This window comes from Mesorhizobium sp. HAY1-8B (assembly GCF_056868045.1).
In genome coordinates, this window is record NZ_CP200321.1 from 2947902 (window position 1) to 2968090 (window position 20189).

The 20189-nt window shown below is 63.7% G+C and carries 21 protein-coding genes; 6 read left to right on the forward strand and 15 right to left on the reverse strand.

Going from position 1 to position 20189, the window contains the following annotated elements:
• The first annotated feature begins 109 nt into the window (after positions 1-109).
• From AC1VON_RS13805 to AC1VON_RS13820, 4 genes are read left to right on the forward strand one after another with little or no spacing between them, the layout of a single operon-like run.
• A complete protein-coding gene (locus AC1VON_RS13805; RefSeq protein WP_483123450.1) occupies positions 110-1141 on the forward strand; it encodes a 2-aminoethylphosphonate ABC transporter substrate-binding protein in 1032 nt (343 codons plus the stop codon).
• A 32-nt stretch (positions 1142-1173) separates the two neighbouring features.
• Positions 1174-2319 carry an ABC transporter ATP-binding protein gene (locus tag AC1VON_RS13810; protein WP_483123455.1) on the forward strand — a complete coding sequence of 382 codons (1146 nt, stop codon included), beginning with the start codon at positions 1174-1176 and terminating at the stop codon, positions 2317-2319.
• The gene (locus AC1VON_RS13815) at positions 2312-3169 is read left to right on the forward strand and encodes a 2-aminoethylphosphonate ABC transporter permease subunit (protein ID WP_172351633.1); all 858 of its coding nucleotides are present in this window, start codon (positions 2312-2314) and stop codon (positions 3167-3169) included. Before AC1VON_RS13810 ends, AC1VON_RS13815 begins: the two co-directional genes overlap by 8 nt.
• A gap of 2 nt (positions 3170-3171) precedes the next feature.
• Complete coding sequence (locus AC1VON_RS13820) at positions 3172-3969, forward strand: ABC transporter permease subunit (protein WP_483123460.1); 798 nt, start codon at positions 3172-3174, stop codon at positions 3967-3969.
• 14 nt (positions 3970-3983) lie between these two features.
• On the opposite strand, the gene AC1VON_RS13825 is transcribed toward AC1VON_RS13820, so the two are convergent.
• The 8 genes from AC1VON_RS13825 to AC1VON_RS13860 form a co-directional block, all read right to left on the reverse strand.
• Positions 3984-4439, reverse strand: coding sequence for a MaoC/PaaZ C-terminal domain-containing protein (locus AC1VON_RS13825; protein ID WP_483126330.1), 456 nt, complete (start codon positions 4437-4439; stop codon positions 3984-3986).
• Positions 4436-5512, reverse strand: a complete 1077-nt coding sequence (locus AC1VON_RS13830) for a Gfo/Idh/MocA family protein (protein WP_483123463.1) — start codon at positions 5510-5512, stop codon at positions 4436-4438. Before AC1VON_RS13830 ends, AC1VON_RS13825 begins: the two co-directional genes overlap by 4 nt.
• Complete coding sequence (locus AC1VON_RS13835) at positions 5505-5834, reverse strand: L-rhamnose mutarotase (protein WP_483123467.1); 330 nt, start codon at positions 5832-5834, stop codon at positions 5505-5507. Before AC1VON_RS13835 ends, AC1VON_RS13830 begins: the two co-directional genes overlap by 8 nt.
• Positions 5835-5843: 9 nt before the next feature.
• Positions 5844-6956, reverse strand: a complete 1113-nt coding sequence (locus AC1VON_RS13840) for a mandelate racemase/muconate lactonizing enzyme family protein (RefSeq protein WP_483123469.1) — start codon at positions 6954-6956, stop codon at positions 5844-5846.
• 3 nt (positions 6957-6959) lie between these two features.
• Entirely contained in the window at positions 6960-8057 is a 1098-nt protein-coding gene (locus AC1VON_RS13845; RefSeq protein ID WP_172351628.1) for an ABC transporter ATP-binding protein, read from the reverse strand.
• A gap of 4 nt (positions 8058-8061) precedes the next feature.
• A complete protein-coding gene (locus AC1VON_RS13850; protein ID WP_483123474.1) occupies positions 8062-8928 on the reverse strand; it encodes a carbohydrate ABC transporter permease in 867 nt (288 codons plus the stop codon).
• Positions 8928-9824 carry a carbohydrate ABC transporter permease gene (locus AC1VON_RS13855; RefSeq protein WP_483123476.1) on the reverse strand — a complete coding sequence of 299 codons (897 nt, stop codon included), beginning with the start codon at positions 9822-9824 and terminating at the stop codon, positions 8928-8930. Before AC1VON_RS13855 ends, AC1VON_RS13850 begins: the two co-directional genes overlap by 1 nt.
• Positions 9825-9949: 125 nt before the next feature.
• The gene (locus AC1VON_RS13860) at positions 9950-11269 is read right to left on the reverse strand and encodes an ABC transporter substrate-binding protein (protein WP_140769411.1); all 1320 of its coding nucleotides are present in this window, start codon (positions 11267-11269) and stop codon (positions 9950-9952) included.
• 167 nt (positions 11270-11436) lie between these two features.
• Here AC1VON_RS13860 and AC1VON_RS13865 point away from each other — a divergent pair, with 167 nt between their 5' ends.
• Positions 11437-12222: an IclR family transcriptional regulator gene (locus tag AC1VON_RS13865; protein WP_172351624.1), complete on the forward strand. Its 786-nt coding sequence runs from the start codon at positions 11437-11439 to the stop codon at positions 12220-12222.
• Between the two features lie 66 nt (positions 12223-12288).
• Entirely contained in the window at positions 12289-13128 is an 840-nt protein-coding gene (locus AC1VON_RS13870; RefSeq protein WP_483123481.1) for an amidohydrolase family protein, read from the forward strand.
• 63 nt (positions 13129-13191) lie between these two features.
• Here AC1VON_RS13870 and AC1VON_RS13875 read toward each other — a convergent pair whose 3' ends face one another.
• From AC1VON_RS13875 to AC1VON_RS13905, 7 genes are all read right to left on the reverse strand, one after another.
• Positions 13192-14160 carry an ABC transporter permease gene (locus AC1VON_RS13875; protein ID WP_172351622.1) on the reverse strand — a complete coding sequence of 323 codons (969 nt, stop codon included), beginning with the start codon at positions 14158-14160 and terminating at the stop codon, positions 13192-13194.
• A gap of 1 nt (position 14161) precedes the next feature.
• Positions 14162-15112 (reverse strand): ABC transporter permease, encoded by a 951-nt coding sequence (locus AC1VON_RS13880; RefSeq protein ID WP_172351621.1) that lies wholly within the window; start codon positions 15110-15112, stop codon positions 14162-14164.
• Entirely contained in the window at positions 15109-15858 is a 750-nt protein-coding gene (locus AC1VON_RS13885; RefSeq protein ID WP_172351620.1) for an ATP-binding cassette domain-containing protein, read from the reverse strand. Before AC1VON_RS13885 ends, AC1VON_RS13880 begins: the two co-directional genes overlap by 4 nt.
• Entirely contained in the window at positions 15851-16588 is a 738-nt protein-coding gene (locus tag AC1VON_RS13890) for an ATP-binding cassette domain-containing protein (RefSeq protein ID WP_483123493.1), read from the reverse strand. The genes AC1VON_RS13885 and AC1VON_RS13890 overlap by 8 nt, the downstream gene beginning before the upstream one ends.
• A 66-nt stretch (positions 16589-16654) precedes the next feature.
• The gene (locus AC1VON_RS13895) at positions 16655-17842 is read right to left on the reverse strand and encodes an ABC transporter substrate-binding protein (RefSeq protein WP_483123499.1); all 1188 of its coding nucleotides are present in this window, start codon (positions 17840-17842) and stop codon (positions 16655-16657) included.
• A gap of 24 nt (positions 17843-17866) precedes the next feature.
• Positions 17867-19012, reverse strand: a complete 1146-nt coding sequence (locus tag AC1VON_RS13900) for an extracellular solute-binding protein (RefSeq protein ID WP_483126331.1) — start codon at positions 19010-19012, stop codon at positions 17867-17869.
• A gap of 14 nt (positions 19013-19026) precedes the next feature.
• Positions 19027-20187 carry a CaiB/BaiF CoA transferase family protein gene (locus AC1VON_RS13905; RefSeq protein ID WP_483123503.1) on the reverse strand — a complete coding sequence of 387 codons (1161 nt, stop codon included), beginning with the start codon at positions 20185-20187 and terminating at the stop codon, positions 19027-19029.
• Between the last annotated feature and the right edge of the window lie 2 nt (positions 20188-20189).

Consider the following 20189-nt stretch of genomic DNA (forward strand, 5'->3'; position numbering starts at 1 on the left):
AAGTTGTCACAACGACGACATCCAGTCGGCTCAACGTCCGCCAGAGATCCGAAGCCGATTGGTCCTAGTGCATCGAAGAATGTGCCAACAATCACAGGGGAACTGATCCATGAAATCGCGCAATGCAACCATCGCCATGGCTTTCGCCGCGTCGCTCCTGGCGTCGTCGGCTCTCGTCGGACCGGCTTTCGCCGACGGCGTCGTCACCATCTATTCCGCCGACGGCCTGCATGACGGCAATGGCAGCTGGTACGAGACCGAGTTCGCCGCCTTCACCAAGGCGACCGGCATCACCGTGCAGTATATCGAGGCCGGCTCCGGCGGTGTCGTCGAGCGTGTCGCCAAGGAAAAATCGAACCCACAGGCCGACGTGCTGGTGACCTTGCCGCCCTTCGTCCAGCGCGCCGCCGCCGACGGCCTGCTGCAGGATTACAAGCCGGCAGGCGCCGACCAGATCGACGGCGGCGCCGACAAGTACCGGCCGCTGGTCAACAACTACATGAACTTCATCTACAACAGCGCCGTGCTGTCGGAAGCACCCAAGAGCTACAACGATCTGCTCGACCCGAAGTTCAAGGGCAAGATCCAGTATTCGACCCCCGGCCAGGCCGGTGACGGCACCGCCGTCATGCTGCAGATCATCCATGCTTTCGGCGGCGAGGATGCCGGCTTCGAGTTCATGAAGAAGCTGCAGGACAACAATGTCGGCCCGTCCGCGTCGACCGGCAAGCTGACCGCGCTGGTCAACAAGGGCGAACTGCATGTCGCCAATGGCGATCTGCAGATGAACATGTCGCAGATGGCCGACAATCCCAACATCAAGGTGTTCTGGCCCGCCGGCCCGGATGGCACCCGCTCCACCTTTGCGCTGCCCTATGAAATCGGTCTGGTCACCGGCGCACCCAATGCCGACAACGGCAAGAAACTGATCGACTTCCTGCTCTCCAAGGAAGCCCAGTCCACGGTGAGCTCGGTTGCGCTCGGCCTGCCGGCCCGCAAGGACGTGAAGCCGGATGACGCCAACTTCGCAAAGGCGCAGGAGGCGATGAAGGGCGTCACCATCTGGTCGCCGAATTGGGACGAGGCGCTGAGCAAGCTTCCCGACTACGTCAAGAAGTGGAACGAGGCGACCGGAAGCTGACACCCGAGGGCAGAGATCCGGAGGACCAAGCCATGTCGGCCGCGGCCTTTACTGGTACCAGTGTCATGGACATCGACGCCGCGAAAATTCGCGGCGCCGGCTCCAATGTCCACTTCGACAAGGTCAGCGTCGCCTATGGCGCGCATGTCGTCCTGCATCCGCTGACCCTGGATATCGCGCCCGGTGAAATCCTGGCGATGATCGGCCCGTCCGGCTCCGGCAAGACCACCGCCTTGCGGGCCGTCGCTGGTTTCGTGCGGCCGGCAAGTGGCCGCATCCGCATCGGCGCGACAGACGTGACCGACCTGCCGCCTTACGAACGCGGCCTCGGCATGGTGGTGCAGAACTACGCGCTGTTTCCGCATATGCGGGTTGAAGACAACGTTGCTTTTGGCCTGCGGGCACAGGGCGCCGACAAGGCGCTGATCGCCGAGCGGGTCAGGGATGCGCTCGGCACCGTCGGCATGGCGACTTTTGCCCGGCGTTATCCGCGCGAGCTTTCGGGCGGCCAACAGCAGCGCGTCGCGATTGCCCGCGCCTTGGCTGTGCGCCCGCGTGTGCTGCTCCTCGACGAGCCTCTGTCGGCGCTCGACGCGCAGATCCGCCGCAACATGGTCGAGGAGATTGCTCGCCTGCACCGCAGCCTGCCGGGCCTGACCATCCTCTATGTCACTCACGACCAGACCGAGGCGCTGACGCTCGCCGACAAGATCGCCATCATGCGTGACGGCAGCGTCTGTTCGCACGGACCGACAACCGAACTCTACCGCCGCCCGCCGAACCGGTTCACCGCCGAGTTCCTCGGCCGCGCCAATCTCCTGCCGGTGACGGTCGCCGAGGGCGTTGGGTCGAAAGGCTTTGCCACGGCAAGGCATGGCGATGCGGTGCTCACAGGCGCCGGTCGCGCCGAGAAGGCCGGCGACAAGAGCTTGCTCTGTATCAGGCCGCAGCATCTCAGCCTGACGGCCGACAGCGAGCACACCAACCGCATCGTCGGCACGTTGAGGGAAGTGCACTGGCAGGGCGAGCTCACCCATCTCGTGCTCGATGTCCAGGGTACGCCGGTGCGCGTCTCGGCGACGAAGCTGCCGATCGCCTTGCCCGAACCCGGCGCCCAGGTGCCGCTGTTCTTCGCCCCTGCCGACACCTCGCTTCTGCCGGAAGATACCGGTGTCTGAGGCGGTCGCCCTCGACGCCCCGGCGACTAGGCGGGAACCCGGCAAATTCTGGATCGTGCCACCGGCGGCTCTGCTGGCGCTGCTGTTCTTCTATCCTCTGGCGCTCATTGCCCGGCAGGCTTTCCTTGACGACAGTGGCGTTGCCAATGCCGCCGAGATTTTTCGCGTCCTGCATTCGCGGTTCTTCCTCAACGCGCTGATAAACACGGTGACGATCTCGGTCGCGGCGACGGCCGGATGCCTCATCGTTGGCCTCGTGCTGGCGCTGATCCTGGCCTTCGTGCCGTTCCCCGGCAGTGGTTTCATCGCCCGGCTGATCGACACCTTCATCGCCTTGCCGACCTTCCTGGTGACGCTTGCCTTCACCTTCCTCTACGGCTCCGCCGGCATGCTCAACACCGGGCTGATGGAAGCCTTCTCGCTGCCGCTGCCACCCGTCGATTTCCTCTATTCGACATGGGGCGTGGTGCTGGCCGAAGTCACGGTCTACACACCCTTCATCCTGCGGCCGCTGCTCGCTGCCTTTTCGCTCGTCGACCGGGGCCAGATCGAAGCGGCAAGCGTGCTCGGCGCCAGGCCGTTCCGCATCGTGCGACAGGTGATCCTTCCGGCGGCGGTGCCCGCGCTCATAGCCGGAGGGAGTCTCTGTCTGCTGTTGACCGTCAACGAATTCGGCATCGTGTTGTTCATCGGCGCCAAGGGCGTCATCACGCTGCCGCTGCTGATTTACGGCAAGGCGATCCAGGAATCGGCCTATCAGGTGGCCTGCATCATTGCAGTGGTCAACATCGCGCTGTCGCTCGGCCTGTTCGGGCTCTACCGTTTCGCCGCCGGCCGGTTGGGGGGCTAGCCATGCTGGTCTGGTCACGCCCTGGTCGCATCATGCTGTGGTTGCTTTTTGCGCTGATCTTCGGCGTGCTGTTCCTGGCGCCGCTTGCTGTCATCCTTCTGTCCAGCCTTGCCGACCAGTGGAACGGCGTGCTGCCCAATGGCCTGACGATGGAGCATTACACCGATGTGATCAAAGGGTCGGCCTGGAGCTCGATCAAGGCCAGTCTGATCACCGGCTTCCTGGCCAGTGCGCTTGCATTGGTCAGCGGTACCTGGGCGGCCCTTTCGCTTCGCCTTCAAGGGCACGCCTTGCAGCGTCTGCTCGGCCTGCTGTTCTTCATTCCCAGTGCGGTGCCTTCTGTGTCGGTCGGCCTTGGCCTGCTGGTCGCGTTCAGCCATCCGCCGCTGCTGCTCAACGGCACGGTGGCGATCGTCATGATCGCGCATTTCGTGCTGATCTCCGCCTTCACCTTCGGCAATGTCTCGGCCGGCCTGGCACGGCTTTCGCCCGACTTCGAACAGGTGGCATCAAGCCTCGGCGCCCGGCCTGCCTATCGGCTTTGGCACGTCACGCTGCCACTGCTCGCACCCTATCTGGTCGCCGCTTTCGGCTTGAGCTTCGCGCTGTCGATGGGCGAACTCGGCGCCACCGTCATGGTCTATCCGCCGGGCTGGGTGACACTGCCGGTGTCGATCTTCAGCCTCACCGATCGCGGCGACATCTTTGCCGGCGCGGCGCTCACCATGATCCTGGTGGCGGCGACGCTGGTCCTGCTGCTTGGGCTCGAGCGCATCACCGCACGCGCCACCGGTTCTTGAGGATCGCCTGAGCTTCAGCTCTGCGCCGGCTTGCGTTCGACGATGTAGATGTGGTCGGCCGCCAGCACCACTTCGCCACGCTGGTTGATCACCTCGCAGCGTTCGATCACGCGTCCGGAACCCGGTCGCTTGGGGTCGTCTTCCCTGGCCGTGATGGTGGTGCGCGTGCGGATCGTATCGCCGATGAACACCGGCTTGATGAAGCGCAGCCGGTCATAGCCATAGGAGAAGGCGACCGGGTTGATGATGCTTGCGGTCAAGCCGATGCCGACCGAGAACACCAGCGTGCCATGCGCGATGCGCTGGCCGAACGGCGTCGTCTTCATGTACTCGGCGTCCATGTGATGAGGGAAGAAGTCGCCGGTATGGCCGGCATGGACGATGAAATCCGTCTCTGTAATGGTGCGGCCGCTGGTCAGGCGTGACGAGCCGATCTCGTAATCCTCGAAATATAGAATCTGTTCCATCAGGGTCTTTCCGCGATCGGCGTCGCCGGCGCCGCACTCGATTTATAGGCGGCTTCCACCAGCGCCATGGTGTTCCAGGCGTCCTCGGCCGAGCTGACCAGTTCGTCGTCTTCTCCGGCCGCAAAGCGCTGCACATTGGCCATGCGCCCGACGAAAGCGTCGGGGAACCATTCACCGGCAAGCGGCACGGTAACCCAGTCCGTTCCGCCCTTCGGATGGATTTCCAGGATATCCGGCTCGCCAGTGGGATAATCGAGATTGAGGCCGAGCTTGAGGTAGGCCGCACCATCGGTGCCGCAGATGCGGAATTCGCAGGCCTGGTGCCGGCGGCCGAACTTATGGTCGTGATTGATCGACAGCGCGCAGCGCACCGTGTCGCCATAGTCGAGAATGGCGCTGGTGCGCGTCTGCGCGACCTTGTGGTTGGGATGGCCGAGCGTCTTGGCGTGCACGCCACGGGGATCGCCAAGCAATTGCCTGACGAGGTCGAGATAGTGGATCGAGTGCATGGCGATCTCGACGCGGGGCGCCTTGAGCAGGAACTCCCACAATTGCCACGGCGTCGCCAGCGCCAGCCAGGCGTCGAAATCGACGACCTCGCCGAGCCAGCCCTTGGCGACGGCATCCTTGAGCGCCAGCATCATCGGCGCGAAGCGCAGCTGGAAGTTCACAGCCGCCTTGAGGTTCTTGGCGCGGCAGATTTCAAGGATTTCGGTTGCCTCGCCGAGATAGTTGCCCATCGGCTTCTGGATCAATGCGACCGCGCCGTCCGGGAGAGCTTCTAGGATCTCGGCGTGCCGTCCCGGCGGCGTTGCCAGATCGAAGATCGCATCCTTGACGGTGGCCGCTTCTTCCACCGAGCGAAATGCGGCGACGCCCCATTTCTCGGCCAGGGTCCGCGCTTTTGTCTGGTCCGGATCATAAAGTCCGGCGACCGGAAAACCTGCCTTTCTGTAGGCTGGGAAATGCGCATCTCCGACGATCGAACCTGCACCGAAAGTGACGATCGGCCGGGGCTTCGAGGGTTTGGGCCAGGACTGGATGAGCGAGGCAGGGTCGAAACCGCCCTCAGTCATGATGGAAGACCTCGTCCATCGAAGCCCACCACTCACCATCCTTGCGGGTCGCCAGCGGCTCCTGGCACGGCATGCAGACCGCCCACCATTCCTGGGTCTTCGGGTCGGCTGCCATCTTGGCCATGTCGGCCGCGTAGTCGGTGCCGTGATACTCGAAATAGGAAAACAAGAGATTCTCGGGCCGCTTCAGGTAGATCGAATAGTTCTTGATGTTGCAGGCCGATATCATGGTCAGCACGTCGGGCCAGACGGCGGCGTGGAGGCGGACGTACTCCTCGACCTTTTCCGGTTTCAACCCCAGCATCATCCCCATCCGCTGCATATCCGTCTCCTATTTGGTGATCGCCGTGGTGAATTCGGCGATGCTCATGGCCTTGACCGCGTCCCAGTCCCAATCGATGCCGATGCCGGACTCGTCGGGCGCCAGTGCATGCCCATCCTCGATGCGCATGCGCTTGCCGGTCAACTGGTCGAGCTGCGGAATGTACTCGACATAGCGGCCGTTCTGAACAGCGCAGGTCAGGCTGACATGCAGTTCCATCAGGAAATGTGGGCAGATCGGAATGTCGAAGGCCTCCGCCGCGTGGGCGATCTTGAGCCAGGGCGTGATGCCGCCGATGCGGCCGACATCGACCTGGACGATCGAACAGGCGCCTTTCTGCATGTATTCGCGGAAATGGCGCATGGAATAGAGCGACTCGCCGATCGCAACCGGCGTCGGCGTCGAATTCGACAACCGCACATGCCCGTCGATATCATCGGCGGGCAACGGCTCCTCGATCCAGGCAAGGTCGAGTTCGCGCAGCCTGGCCGCACGCCGGATCGCCTCGTCGACGGAAAAACCCTGGTTGGCATCGGTCATGATCTCGTAGCCGTCGCCGACAGCCTTGCGGACGGCGGACAGGCGCGCGAGATCCTCCGAACCGTGCGGCTTACCGATCTTCACCTTCGAGCCGCGAAAGCCCTTGGCCTTGGCGGCCAGGGCATCGTCGACAAGTGCGGCCGTCTCGATGTGCAGCCAGCCGCCCTCGGTGGTGTAGAGCGGGCAGCGGTCCTTGGCGCCGCCGGCCAGTTTCCACAGTGGCAGGTTCTGTTTCTTCGCCCTGAGATCCCAAAGTGCCGTATCGATCGCTGCGATCGCGATAGCGGTGATGGCGCCGATCGTCGTCGCATGGGTGGCGAATTCGAGATCGTGCCAGATCGCCTCAATCATGTCAGGATCACGGCCGACCAGGCGCGGCGCCAGATGATCGGACAGGAGCCGCATCACCGACGAACCCCCGGTGCCGATCGTGTAGCTGTAGCCCGTACCGACCGCGCCGTCGGAATCGGTGATCGTGACGATCGGCGTTTCCTGGCTGACGAAGCTCTGGATCGCGTCGGTTCGCTTGACCTTGGGCACAAGGTCTACCATCCGCAGTTCGATTTTCTCGATTCTAGCCATCGGTCAGCTCCGCAATGTCTTTCCGGTCTCAGTGGCAAACAGATGTGCCTGCGACAGGTCAAGGCTCATGGCGACCCGCTCGCCCGACTTGAGCGGCCTCGGGTTCAGCATGCGCGACACCCAGTCGCTGCCGTTGAATTCGACGAACACCAGCGTCTCGTTGCCGAGCGGTTCGGTGACCGTGATCGGCAGTTCGATCTGGTGGACATCTGCCGCGCCGCCGGAGCTGATGCCGTGGCCGGTCGGATAGATGTCATCCGGCCGCAGCCCGAACACCACTCTGTCGCCGGTCGCGACATTGGCCTTGAACTGGCCGGGCAAAGGCAGTTTCTCGCCACTGGCGAACACCATCTGGCCGTCATCGATTGTCGCCTCGTGCAGGTTCATCGGCGGCGAGCCGATGAAGCCGGCGACGAAGCGTGTCGCTGGTCGCCGGAAAACCTCGTCGGGCGTGCCGACCTGTTCGATGTATCCGTCGCGCATGATGACGATGCGGTCGGCGAGCGTCATCGCCTCGACTTGGTCGTGGGTGACGTAGATCACCGTCGACTGCACCTTGGCATGCAGCTTCTTGATCTCGGTGCGCATCTGCGTTCTGAGCTTGGCGTCGAGATTGGACAGCGGCTCGTCGAACAGGAAGACGTCGGGGTCGCGCACGATGGCGCGGCCCATGGCGACGCGCTGGCGCTGCCCGCCGGACAGTTGCGACGGTCGGCGGTCGAGCAGCGTGTCGAGGCCGAGAATGGCCGAGGCCTCGGCGACGCGGCGGTCCATCTCTTCCTTGGCAGCACCGGCGATCTTCAGGGAGAAGCCGAGATTCTCGCGCACCGTCATGTGCGGATAAAGCGCGTAGGACTGGAACACCATCGAGATGTTGCGCGAGCGCGGCGGCAGATCGTTGACGACACGCCCGCCGATCTCGATCGAACCGCCGCTGATCTCCTCCAGCCCGGCGATCATGCGCAGCGTCGTCGACTTGCCGCAGCCGGACGGACCGACCAGCGCGATGAATTCGCGGTCGGTGATATCGAGATCGATGCCGTGCACGATCTCGATATTGCCGTAGCGCTTGGTCAGCTTTTTGAGAGAAACCGTTGCCATGGGATCAGCCTTTCACCGCGCCGGAGGTCAGGCCGCCGACAAGGTGTTTCTGGACGATGTAGGTGAGGGTAAGCGCCGGGATGATCATCACCACCGCCAGAGCGCACATGCCGCGCCAGTCGATGGTGAACTCCGCCGTGTAGTCGAGCAGACCGACCGGCAGCGTCTTGGCGCTGACCGAACGGGTCAGCTGCGAGGCCAAAGCAAACTCGTTCCAGCAGGTCAGGAAGGCAAAGATGGCGGCGGATGCGATGCCCGGTCCTGCGAGCGGGAACTCGACCTGCCAGAACGCCTGCCAGCGCGTGCAGCCATCGATCTGCGCGGCTTCGGCGAGGTCTTTCGGCACTTGGCGGAAGAAGCCGTCGATCAGCCAGATGGTGAACGGCACGTTGAGCGCGACATAGGCAAGGATCAGCCCGAAATGCGTGTCGATGATGCCGAGCCGCACATAGAGGAAGAACAGAGGCAGCGACAGCGCGATGCCGGGCACCGTGCGCGTCAGCATGAGGCCAAGGAAGACGCTGGACTTTCCGCGAAAACGATAGCGCGCGAAGGCATAGCCGCCGGCCATGCCTATAGCGACCGCGATGACAGTCGAGGTCACCGAGATGATCAGCGAGTTGCGGAAATATTCGATGACCGGGATGCCGCCCTTGCCGATGCCTGAGAACATCGCGACATAGGCGTCGAGAGAAATCTCCTGCGGAATCCACACCGGCGGCTTGGCCATGATCTCGACCGTCGGCCGCAACGACGAGATGACGATCCACAGGCCCGGCAGGCAGATGGTCAGCATCGCCAGGAACAGGCCGGTGCGATGGACGACACCCAGCAGCCGGCGCTTCAGGCGGGCGGAAGAATTCTCGTCCATCACCACTCCGCACCGATCTGCGTGCGCGCCGCGGCGAGCTTGTTGAAGAAGTAGACGGTGAAGGCGATCGAGAGCAGGATCGAGAAATAGGCCATGGCATTGGCCATGCCCATGCGCCCGTCGCTGTAGGCGGTGCGCGCCACCAGCGTCCAGAGCAGCTCGGTGCGGCCGGCCGGTCCGCCGTCGGTCATGATCTTGACGATGTCATAGGCGCGCGCCACGTCGAGCGAGCGGATGGTCATGGCGATGTAGGCGAAGGGCATGACGAACGGCCACGTCACATAACGGAATGTCTGCCACGGCGTGCAGCCGTCGACGCGCGCCGCCTCGATCGGCTCCTTGGGCATTGCGAGCAGGCCGGCGAGGATCAGGATGGCGAAGATCGCGGTCGACGACCAGATCTCGGCGATCGAGATGGCGATGAAGGCGAGATGGCCCTCGATCAGCCAGGGAATGGCGTCCTGCGTGATGCCGAGCGACTGCAAGGCGTTGTTCACGAGGCCGATATTGTCGTTGAACATGAACTTGAACTGGAAGCCGACGAGGATCGGCGAGAACATCATCGGAAACATCATCAGCGTGCGCAGGATGCGCTGGCCGCGTGTCGCCTTCTCGACCAGCATGGCGAGACCGAGGCCAAGCAGCATTTCGAGATTGAGCGCGATGGTCAGCAGCAGCACCGTGCGCCCGAATGCCCACCAGAAATCGGTGTTGCCCAGGATCGAGAGATAATTCCGGAGACCGATGAAGACATAGAATGTCTCGGGCTTGGTCAGGCGGAAGGGTGTGAAGCTGGAATAGAGCGACAAGAGCAGCGGCACGACGACGACCGCCGCCAGCACGATGAAGGCCGGAAGCAGCAGCAGGAACGGCGCCGATGGCTTGAAGCCCTTCATCAGAATCCTTTGGGGTTTTGCATTGCGTGGGCGGGACGCCGAAAGGCGATTTCCATCGCGGAGCCTCCGACAAGACGCGATCGCCTCCCCCATCACGATGGGGGAGGCAGCCTTGGGAGAGGGTTCTAAAGCTTGCCGGCGTCCTGGAGGATCTGCGTCGCCTTGGCGGCCGCTTCGTCCAGCGCCTGCTTGGAGGTCTTGTCGCCAAGGATCGCCGCCTGCAGTTCGGGATAGACGGCATTCGAGATCTCGATCCATTCAGGCGTCTGCGGCACGGCGAAGGCGTGCTTGGCTTCTTCCTGGAAAGCGGAGAGGACCTCCTTCTTGTAGGGATCGTTTTCGGCCTGCTTCAGGTCCCAGTCCCAGACCGCTGTGCGGGTCGGCAGCGGGCCCGCGGCGGCTTCCAGCTTCTGGCTGTCCTCGTTGGTCAGCCACCACACCAGCGAGGCCGCGGCTTCCTTGTTCGGGCAGTTCTCTGTCACCGAGAAACCGTGGAAGCCCGACCAGCCGGTGCGCTTGCCCGAAGACCCCTTCGGCGCGACTTTCACGCCGACATTGCCGGCGACCTTCGACGATTTCGGATCGTTGAAGAAGCCGGCCCAGCCCGGCCAGTCCAGGTTGATGGCAACGGTGCCCGAGGCAAAGCCTTGGCCGAGATCGTCCCAGAGATAGTTGGTGGTTCCGGCCGGCACCGCCTTGGCCTTGTAGAGATTGACGAACCAGTCGAGCGCCCGGATGCCGGCCTCGGAGTTGAAGACCGGCTTGCCGTCCTTGTCGAGATATTCGCCGCCCTCAGCGACCACCATCTCGTAGAACCGTCCGTTGATCGCTTCTTCCTTGCCGGCGAACTGCGTGCCGTAGAAATTGGGCGGGTTGGCGAAGAACTCGGCCTGGTCGGTGACTTCCTTCCATGTGTCCGGCGGCACCAGGTCATAGCCGTATTTCGCCTTGAACTTGGCCTTGTTGTCGGCGTTCTCGTAGAGGCTCTTCTGGTAGTAGAGGGCAGAGACATCGAACTGGGCGCGCGGCAGCATTTCCAGCTTGCCATCGATGGTCGCGGCCTTGATCGTTGACGGCACGAAGGCGTCGATCTCCGCCTTGGGCAGCAATTTGCTGAGGTCGGTGTAGAGGCCCGTGTACTGTGGCGCGAAGGACGAATGGTTCCAGCCGACGCACCAGTTGGTGCTGCCCGAGGCGATGTCGGACTTGAGCTCCTTGTCGATGTCGAAGCCGTTCTTCTTGGTCAGGATGTTGACCTTGGCGCCGGTCGCCTTCTCCCATTCGGGAATGCGCTCGTAGAGCTTTTCATATTGCTGGCCGCCGATCAGCTTCACGTCGACGGTCACGCCTTCGAACTTGCCGGGCAGGTCACCGGCAAGGGCCGTGCCTGCACCAAATGCAAGCACCAATGCGCCGGCGGAGACGCCGGAAAGCAGTCTGTTCATTGGTTTCCTCCCTGGGTGCGCCGTGGCGCGACCGCAACTTGTCCGCGTGACAAGAAATGCTACATTCATATACAAACAAAACATTCATACGTACGTCAAGGCGAAATTTGTTTCCGCCGGCCACGTTCCTGCGTATATGAAAGGCGGAATTCACTGGAGAAATGCCCATGGATGACAGCGAAGACGAGCGCTATCGCGCGCCGGCGCTCGACAAGGGGCTCGACATCTTGGAACTCCTGGCCGGCGTCGATGGCGGCCTGACGCAGGCGGAAATCGCCAAGAAACTCGACCGCAGCCCCAACGAATTCTACCGCATGCTGGACCGGCTGGTGCGGCGCGGCTACGTCACCCGGCTGGACGGCGACCGCTACTCGCTGACGCTCAAACTGTTCGGCCTGGCGCAACTGCACGCTCCGGTGCGGCGGCTGGTTTCCTACGCCACGCCGCTGATGCGCGAACTGGCCGAGACCTCGCAGCAGGCCAATCAACTCGTTGTTTTTGATCGCGGTTCCGCCGTCGTCATCGCCCAGCAGGAGGCTCCGGACTACTGGGGCATCTCGATCCGGGTCGGCTCCCACATCAGTCTGTTCGACACCGGTTCGGGCCATGTGCTGCTCGCCTTCCGCTCGCAGGAAGAGCGGCAGATGATGATTTCCGAATACGTCCGCAGCACAGACAAGACGCCGCAATCGGCCGAGTTCTTCACTCGGCTCGACCAGATCCGCGACCGTGGCTACGAGATGATGGCCTCGATGCAGACCGCTGGCGTCTTCAATCTGTCGGCACCGGTGCGCAGTTCCGACGGCAAGGCGATCGCCGCGCTGTCGATCCCCTACATCACCGTCATCAACACGCCTGCCGCGCCCGACATCACCCGGACCATCGAGCTCTTGCTGGCAACGTGCGAGAAGCTGTCGCACCTCGCGGGCTCGACTGTCGGTTCATCGACATAAATTCTTATTTGAATGAAGAATTCCTCCGTGAGATGATTTGAAAACGCTGGAGGGAGGAGCCTCGCCATGATCATCGACACCCATCTGCATCTCATCGATCGCTCGGCCTTACGCTATCCCTGGCTCGCCGGCGTGCCGGCGCTCAACCGTGATTTTTCCTATGAGGAATATGCCACTGAAGCGCAGCGTGTCGGTATCCAGTGCGTGCTGCATATGGAGGTCGATGTCGATCCGGCCGACATCGAGGCAGAGACCGCCCGCGTCCAGGGCCTGTCGCGGCAGGCGGGCAGCATGCTGGCGGGAGTGATCGCATCGTGCCGGCCGGAAGAGGCTGACTTTGCCGACTATCTCGAAAGCCAGCGGGCAAATCCTTTCGTCAAGGGTTTCCGCCGCGTGCTCCACGTCGTGCCCGATGATCTGTCGGAAAGCGACCTGTTCCGCGGCAACATCAAGCGGCTTGGCGGCACCGGCCTGACCTTCGACCTCGTCGTGCTGCCGCACCAGATTCCCAAGGCGATCGTGCTGGCCGACCTGGCGCCCGATGTCCAGTTCGTCCTCGACCATTGCGGCGTCCCCGACATCAAGGGCAATGGCGAGCACCCATGGCGCGAGCACATGAGCGAGATCGCCCGACGCCCGAATGTCATGGCCAAGATCTCCGGCGTCGTCGCCTATGCCGATCCTGGCAACTGGACGGTCGAGACGCTGCGGCCCTATGTCGAACACACCATCGCTGCGTTCGGCTGGGACCGTGTCGTCTGGGGCAGCGACTGGCCGGTCTGCACGCTCGGCGGCGGTCTCTCGACCTGGGTGGCGGCGACCCATGCGCTGCTTTCCGGCTGCAGCGTCGCGGAGCGTGACAGGTTGTTGTCTGGCAATGCCTGCAAGCTCTGGCGGTTGAAGTAGAGCAATCCAGGAAAAGTGCGGAGCGGTTTTCCGTTCGGAATTGCGTCAAACAAACAATCGCCGTCAGATCGTCGTCGAGACGTGCCGCTCGCGGCCGTAGAGCGAGACCAGCAGCACGATGATGAAACCCAAAGCTGCTTGCACCGCCGAGGGCTGGAAGCCAAGCCCGATCAGCAGCGTATTGATCTCGGTCAGCACCAGCACGCCCGCGATGGTGCCGAGATAGCTGCCGCGGCCGCCGACAAGTGCGGCGCCGCCGACGACCACGGCCGCGATGGTCTGGAACAAATAGGGTTGGCCGACATCGCCATAGGCCGAGCCGGTGAAGCCGAGCAGCAGCACGCCCGCGACGGCCGCGAAGAAGGCACTCGCCGCATAGGTGATCACCCACATGCGAACCGGGTCGATCAGCGCCAGGGGTGCCGCCCCCGGATTGCTGCCCAGCGCATAGAGCCGGCGGCCATAAGGCGTCCGCTCCAGCACAAGCACGACGAGCGCTGCCAGCACGACGAGGCTCGGCACCAGCCACGGCACCGGCAGTGGCCCGGCCGATCCGCCGATCGACACGAAGCTGGAAACCGCTTGCGGTGCCGAGCCTGACGGGAAGCCTGCCGTCCACAACAGTACCAGCCCTTGCACGACCATGCCGATGCCGAGCGTGACGATGAGCGGCTGGATGTCGAGGCTGCGCGCGATCAGGCCGTTCAAGCCGCCGATCAGAATCGCCAGTACGCCGACGAGGCCGCAGACCAGGACAAAATTCCAGCCATCGCCGTAGAGCTGCGCGGCCACGACATTGGCGAAGCCGATGACGAAGGGGATGGACAGGTCGATGCCGCCCATGATGACGACCAATGTCTGCCCGATCGAGGCGACCGCCAGCAGCGAGGCAAGCACCAGCATGGCGCGTATCGCGAACGGCGCTGAATAGCCGGGAATGAGAACTGTGCCGGCAAGGTGCAGAAGGGCGGCGACGCAGAAAGCGCCGACGACACGGGCATTGGTTGTCGCAAACAGGTTTCGCCCAGTCATGTCAGCGTCCCCTCGTGGCAAGACGTTCCTGCAGCGCGGTCAGCATCACCGCCAGCACCAGTATGGCGCCATAGGCGATCTGCAGCACGAAGGTCGAGACGTTGAACGTCGTCAGCACGCTCTGCAGCAGGAAGATGTCGATGGCGCCGATGGCGGCCCCCGCAACGCCGCCACGACCGCCGGCCAGGCTGACGCCGCCGAGCGCGACGGCGGCAATCGCGATCAGCGTATAAGTCGGCCCGATATTGGGGTCGGCGGAGCCGATCAGCGCCGTCAGCATCAGCCCGGCGCAGCCGCCGAGGATGCCGGTCATGACATAGGCGATGAAGCGCACGCGCGTGACATCGACACCGGCGGTGTAGGCGGCGCGATCGTCGCTGCCGACCGCCATCAACTGGTCGTAGTAGGGGATGCGCCGCACCAGCCACCAGGCAAGGAACATTAACAGCAGCGGCAGCATCGACCAGGAACCAGCCAAGGACTTGAGCCATGCCGGCGCCGGGCCGATCGGCGCCGGCAGGATCGTCAGCGTCACGCCGGTGAGGATCAGATAGGTGCCAAGCGTGGCGACGATCGGCTGGATGCGCACGATCGTCGCCAGAAAACCGTTCGCCGCGCCGACCAGCGCGCCGACGAGCAGGGCCGCCGGGACGAGCAGCAGGGGCGAGGAGATACCGGCCTTGAGGAACAGCAACTGGATCACCATCGCGTTGACGAAACCCATCAGCGGCCCGACCGAGATATCGATGCCGCCGCGCCCCGCGAGGATCACCGGTGTCGAGGCGATGGCCGCGCCGATCAAGGGCGCGGCCAATCCGACCAGCGCGCCCCATGATCCCGGCTGGAACCGCCCCGGGCTGAGGGCGAGATTGACCGCCAGCAGGACGACCAGCAGCAGGACAGCGAAACCGACGCTTCGCCCAAGCGACAGGAGGCGCGTGATAGGGCTCATGCCGCCCGTCCGAACATGGCGGAGATCACGCTATCGGTAGTCAGCGCCTCGCCGGAGATTTCCGCCGCGACCTGGTTTTCCCTGAACACCAGCACGCGCTGGCATAGGAGAAGAATCTCCTCGATCTCGCTGGACAGGATGACCAGGCCCATGCCGTCGGCCGCCAGCCCGCGAAAGACGTCGTAGAGCACATGCCGCGTCGCCACGTCGACGCCGCGCGTCGGGTCGTTGAGCAGCAGGATGGCGGGCTCCAGCGCCAGTGCCCGCGCCAAAAGCACCTTCTGCTGGTTGCCGCCCGACAAAGTGGTGATCTGTGCATCCGGCCGGGGTGCCACGATCGACAGTTTTTCGCGGTAGATGTCGTAGCGCGCCTTGCGCGCCGTTGGACTGATCAGGCCAAGCCGCGTATCGCGTGACAAGGTCGAGACGGCGAAATTGTCGAGCACCGATTGCGTGGGAAAAATACCGTTCGCGCGCCTGTCGCGCGGCAGGTAGGCGATGCCGCTGGCGACGGCCTTGCGGAACCCGGTGATCTTGCGAGACGCGCCGGAGACGCCGAGCTCGATCGAGCCACCAAGTGGCGCCACCAGGCCGGCGAGCATTTTCAGGAACAGCTCCTGGCCATGGCCGTCGAGGCCGGCAAGGCCGACGATTTCGCCGGGAGCGATGGTTTGCATTATTGCGCTGGCGCCCGGCGCGATGACGAGGTCGCGGACGGCGAGACCAGGAGCCGTGTGGTCAACCATGCGTCAGCTCCGCCGCAGTGCGTGGCGCCATGGCCTTGAGAAGTTCCGCTGGTGTCGAGGCGCCGCGCTCCTCGGTGCGCACCACGCTGCCGCCACGCAGGATCGAGATGCGATCCGACAACGACATCACCTCGTCCATGCGGTGCGTGATGAACAGGATAAGGCAGCCTTCACCGGCCAGTGAGCGCATCAGCGAAAAGACGGATTCGCGGTCGGCGAAATCGAGAGCCGCGGTGACCTCGTCGAGGATCAGAATCCTGGGATTGCGCACGATCGCTCGGGCGAGCACCACCAATTGCTGCGCCGCCAGTGGCAGCAGCCCGGCAGGCATGTCGAGAGGAACGTCAGTCACGGCGAAGCGTTTGAGCGCGGCTGCCGCCCTGTCGCGGCGCTCGTTGCGTGGCACGGCACGCCGGAGCAGCCCATCGAGGCCGAGCAGTATATTGTCCGTCACGTTGCGATCCGGTGCGATCAGCACCTCCTGGAACACGGTAGCAAAACCTTGCGCCTGGAAGACCGACGGGTTTGCGCCCGAAAACGGCCTTCCTTGCAGCAGGATCGCGCCGCTGTCCGGCTGGACGATACCGGACAACAGCTTGACCATGGTACTCTTGCCCGAGCCGTTTTCGCCCAGGATGGTATGGATGGTCCCCGCCCGGAACGCGATAGAAGCGTCAGCCAGCGCGACCGTCTCGCCATAGCGTTTGGATATGTCTTTGATTTCAAGCATGCCGTGTTTCGAAGCTGGCAAGCCGGCTCCCCGAAGGAAGCCGGCTTGCTGGGTCTGTCCTAGCCGTCACTTGGCGCAGGCGTCTGGAACTTTCGCATAATCCCAGCCCTTGGTCGGTGCCGGATTCGAGAAATAGGCGTCAAGCCATTCCTCCGGCATCGGATCCTTGGGCGGGATCGGGAAGATCGAGACGGCATCCGTCGTCATGCAGTCCTTGTACCATTGGCCGAGATCGGCGCTGTGCACCGGCGGGATCGGGATCAGCAGCGTGTTGAGCTTCGGCTTCTGGCCGTCGAGCATGCGCTCGCCGACACGGAACAGCGTCTCGGCGGTCCAGTGCGGCAGCACGGCATGGCCTTCGAAGCGGTACTTGTCGGGGTTGGCTTTCCAATAGCCCAGCGCATCACCGGTGATTGAACCGGTGATCAGCGGCGCCGGCCGTCCTGCCTCGGCGAAGGCCTCGGCGACGACGCGACTTTCGCTGCCGGTCGTCCACACCGCATCGATCGGCGCTGGGTTGGTGGCGATCGCTTGCAGCACGACTGTCTTGGTGACATTGGCCGTCCAGTTGCCGTTGACGTTGCGCGAGATCTTCAGCTTGGGATTCTCGGCCAACGCCTTGTCGGCACCCTGGCGTTCCTGCACCACGATCGGGTGGCCGGCAATGCCTTCGACGAGCAGGATGCTGGCGCCGTCCGGCTGCGCCTTGCCGATCGCCGTCATCATGTCGTAGCCCCAGCGCGCATAGTTGGAATCGACATTGATCGCGTTCGGGCTGGTCACCGAGCCGGCCGCGGTGATGAACGGAATGCCGGCCTTGGCGGCGGCGTCGATCGCATCGTCGAGCGCCGTCGCCGAGCCCGGGATCGAGGTGATGATCGAGCACTTCTTGTCGATGAAGGCGCGGATCTGGTTGATCTGCTGGCTGGCGTCGTTGTTGGAGTCAGACACTTCGAAGCTGGACACCGTGCCGTCGGCTATCAGCCCGTCGACCAGACGCTTCAACTCCTTGGTGACCGTTACGCGCCAGGGATTGCCCTGGTAGGATTCCGAGTGGCACCATTTCCACGGCTTCGGCGGCGGCGTGAAATTGTCCCATGCCGAAGGCAGCACCTTCTGCGGCGCACCGTCATACTGTGCCTTGAGTTCGGTCGGCAGCCCGCCGATGACGCCTTGCACATCCTGGGCATGGGCAATTGTCGTGATGGATACAAACGCGGTTGCGGCCATCAGGCCGCGCATCATGTTTTTCATTGTCTCTCCTCCGTTCGGTTTCGTTCAGGCTCCTCCACCGGCAACGCCGGACACCTGCGCAGGGGCACTCTCCCGGAACAGGCGATTGAGATCGGCAACGACCTGGGCGGCTTTGTGCCCGGAGGTCATGCCCGAAAGGATGCGGTCGGACGCCGCCTGCTGGAACGCCATGTAGCCGTCATGGCGCGGCCGCACCCATGCGCCTTCCAGCGTGGCGCGCGTGTCGCGATAGAAATTGCCGGTCGCGGCGTTGACGCTCTGGTCTTCCCAGGCTGCTGCGTGGCCGGGCTGTCCGCCGGCGACGGCATACGGGCCGCGCTGGACATCGCCGCTGGCGACCCAGTAGGCAAAATCGATCGCGGCATCTCTTGCTTTGGAAAGGGCCGACACCGCTATGCCGGTGCCGCCAAGCGCGGAGCCGATTGGGCCGTTGGAGCCGACGGCCGGAATGTCGGTGAAGGCCAACCGGTGCGCGCGAAACCCTGATATCGCATAGGAGACGTAGCCATAGATCAGCGGCGCGCAGACGATCCGGGAACCGGCCTCCGCCATCCGTTCCGAAACAGCGATCGGATCCATCTCGAAACAGGCCGGCCCGACCAGCGCGGCGATCTCGCGCATCGCTTCGAAGACTTGGCTGCCCGCCTCGATATCGATGAGATCACCGGAAGGATCGGTGGCGCAAGCGTGTCCGAGATTGCCGGCCAGCGTGTAGAAAACCATCAGCACATGCGGTGGCCGCAACGGCAACAGCACGCGGCCGTGCCGGGCGAGATCGAGCACCTCGCTCCAGCGGGCCGGTGGCGCATCGAGCGCATCCGGCCGCCAGGCCTGGACCTGGCTGGCGGCATCGATCGGGAAGGCCCATTGCCGCCCTTGCCAGCTATAGCTCGGATAGGATTGGCCGACGCTGCCCGAAGCGAGCGCGGTGCGCTCCGCTTCGCGGCCGGCGACATCCAGCGGCGCGAGGCAGCTTTCCGCCGTGATCTGGCCGACATGCGGATGGTCGATAACAATCAGGTCATAGGCGCGCGCCAACTCCTCGACCGGGAAGGATTCGAAATCCTGCAGCGAACGCTTGTCCCATGCGATGGCGACGCCGGTTTTCTGCTGCCAGAGCGACGAGCAGGCGACCATCGGATCGTAGCCGCGCGGATGGCTCCAGGTCATGCCTTTGAGCGTGGTCACAGGCCGAACTCCGCGCGGATTGCGGCACTGTGCTCGCCGATACGCGGTGCGGCGCGATCGACCTTGGCCCTGATGCCGTCGACCCTGAGCGGTGAACTTGTGGTGAGGATCGAGACATCGTCCTCGCGCGTCACCGTCTGCAGCATGTCTAGCGACTGAAAACCCTCGCTTGCCAGCATCTCCGGCCAGGTCAGCACCTTGGCGCACCAGATGTCGGCTGGCTCGAGAATGGCAAGCCATTCGTCGATGGTCCTGGTGGCGATCCGTTGGGCGATGATCGCCTTGATGTCGTCGCGCGCGGTGAACCACGAGGCCGGTTTATCGCGATAAGGCGCCAACTCACTGAGCGACAGCAGATCGGCGAGTTTCGGGATCGGCGTCATGGCGATGGCGAGGTAGCCATCCTTGGCCGGGTAGACGCCGTAGGGCGCTGACAGATAGGCATGCGCGCTGCGGAATTTGGAGCGCTTGGGCAAGCGGCGGCCGTCATTGAGATGCGTCGTCAGCACCTCGAACTGGAAGTCGACCAGCGCCTCCAGCAGGCTGGTTTCGATATGGCTGCCCTGGCCGGTGATGCCGCGCCGCACCAAGGCCGCCAGAATGCCTTGCGCGCAGGCAGCACCTGCCAGCATGTCGCCGATCGCAAGACCGAACGGCACCGGTCCCTGGTCCTCGTCGCCATTCAACCACATCACGCCGGAGCGCGACTGCGCCAGCAGATCCTGGCCGGGCCGCTTGACCCATGGACCCTCTTCGCCATAGCCGCTGATCGAGGCATAGACGAGCCTTGGGTTGATCTTGCGGACGGCCTCGTAGTCGAAGCCGAGTCGCTCGATGACGCCTGGCCGGAAATTCTGGATCAGCACGTCGGCCTTGGCCAGAATCCCGCGCAACGCTTTGAGATCGGCCTCGTTCTTGAGGTCGACGGCAAAGCTTTCCTTGGCCCGGTTGATGGCGTGGAAGATGGTGGAATCGCCGCCGATCTCGGTGTCGCTGAGATAGAGCCGGCGCGACAGGTCGCCACCGTCCGGGCGTTCGATCTTGATGACGCGGGCGCCGAGATCGAGCAGCCGGAGCGAGCAATAGGGCCCGGACAGGAACTGGCTCATGTCGACGACGACGAGACCGGCGAGCGGCAATTCGGCTGCTGCCGGCATCT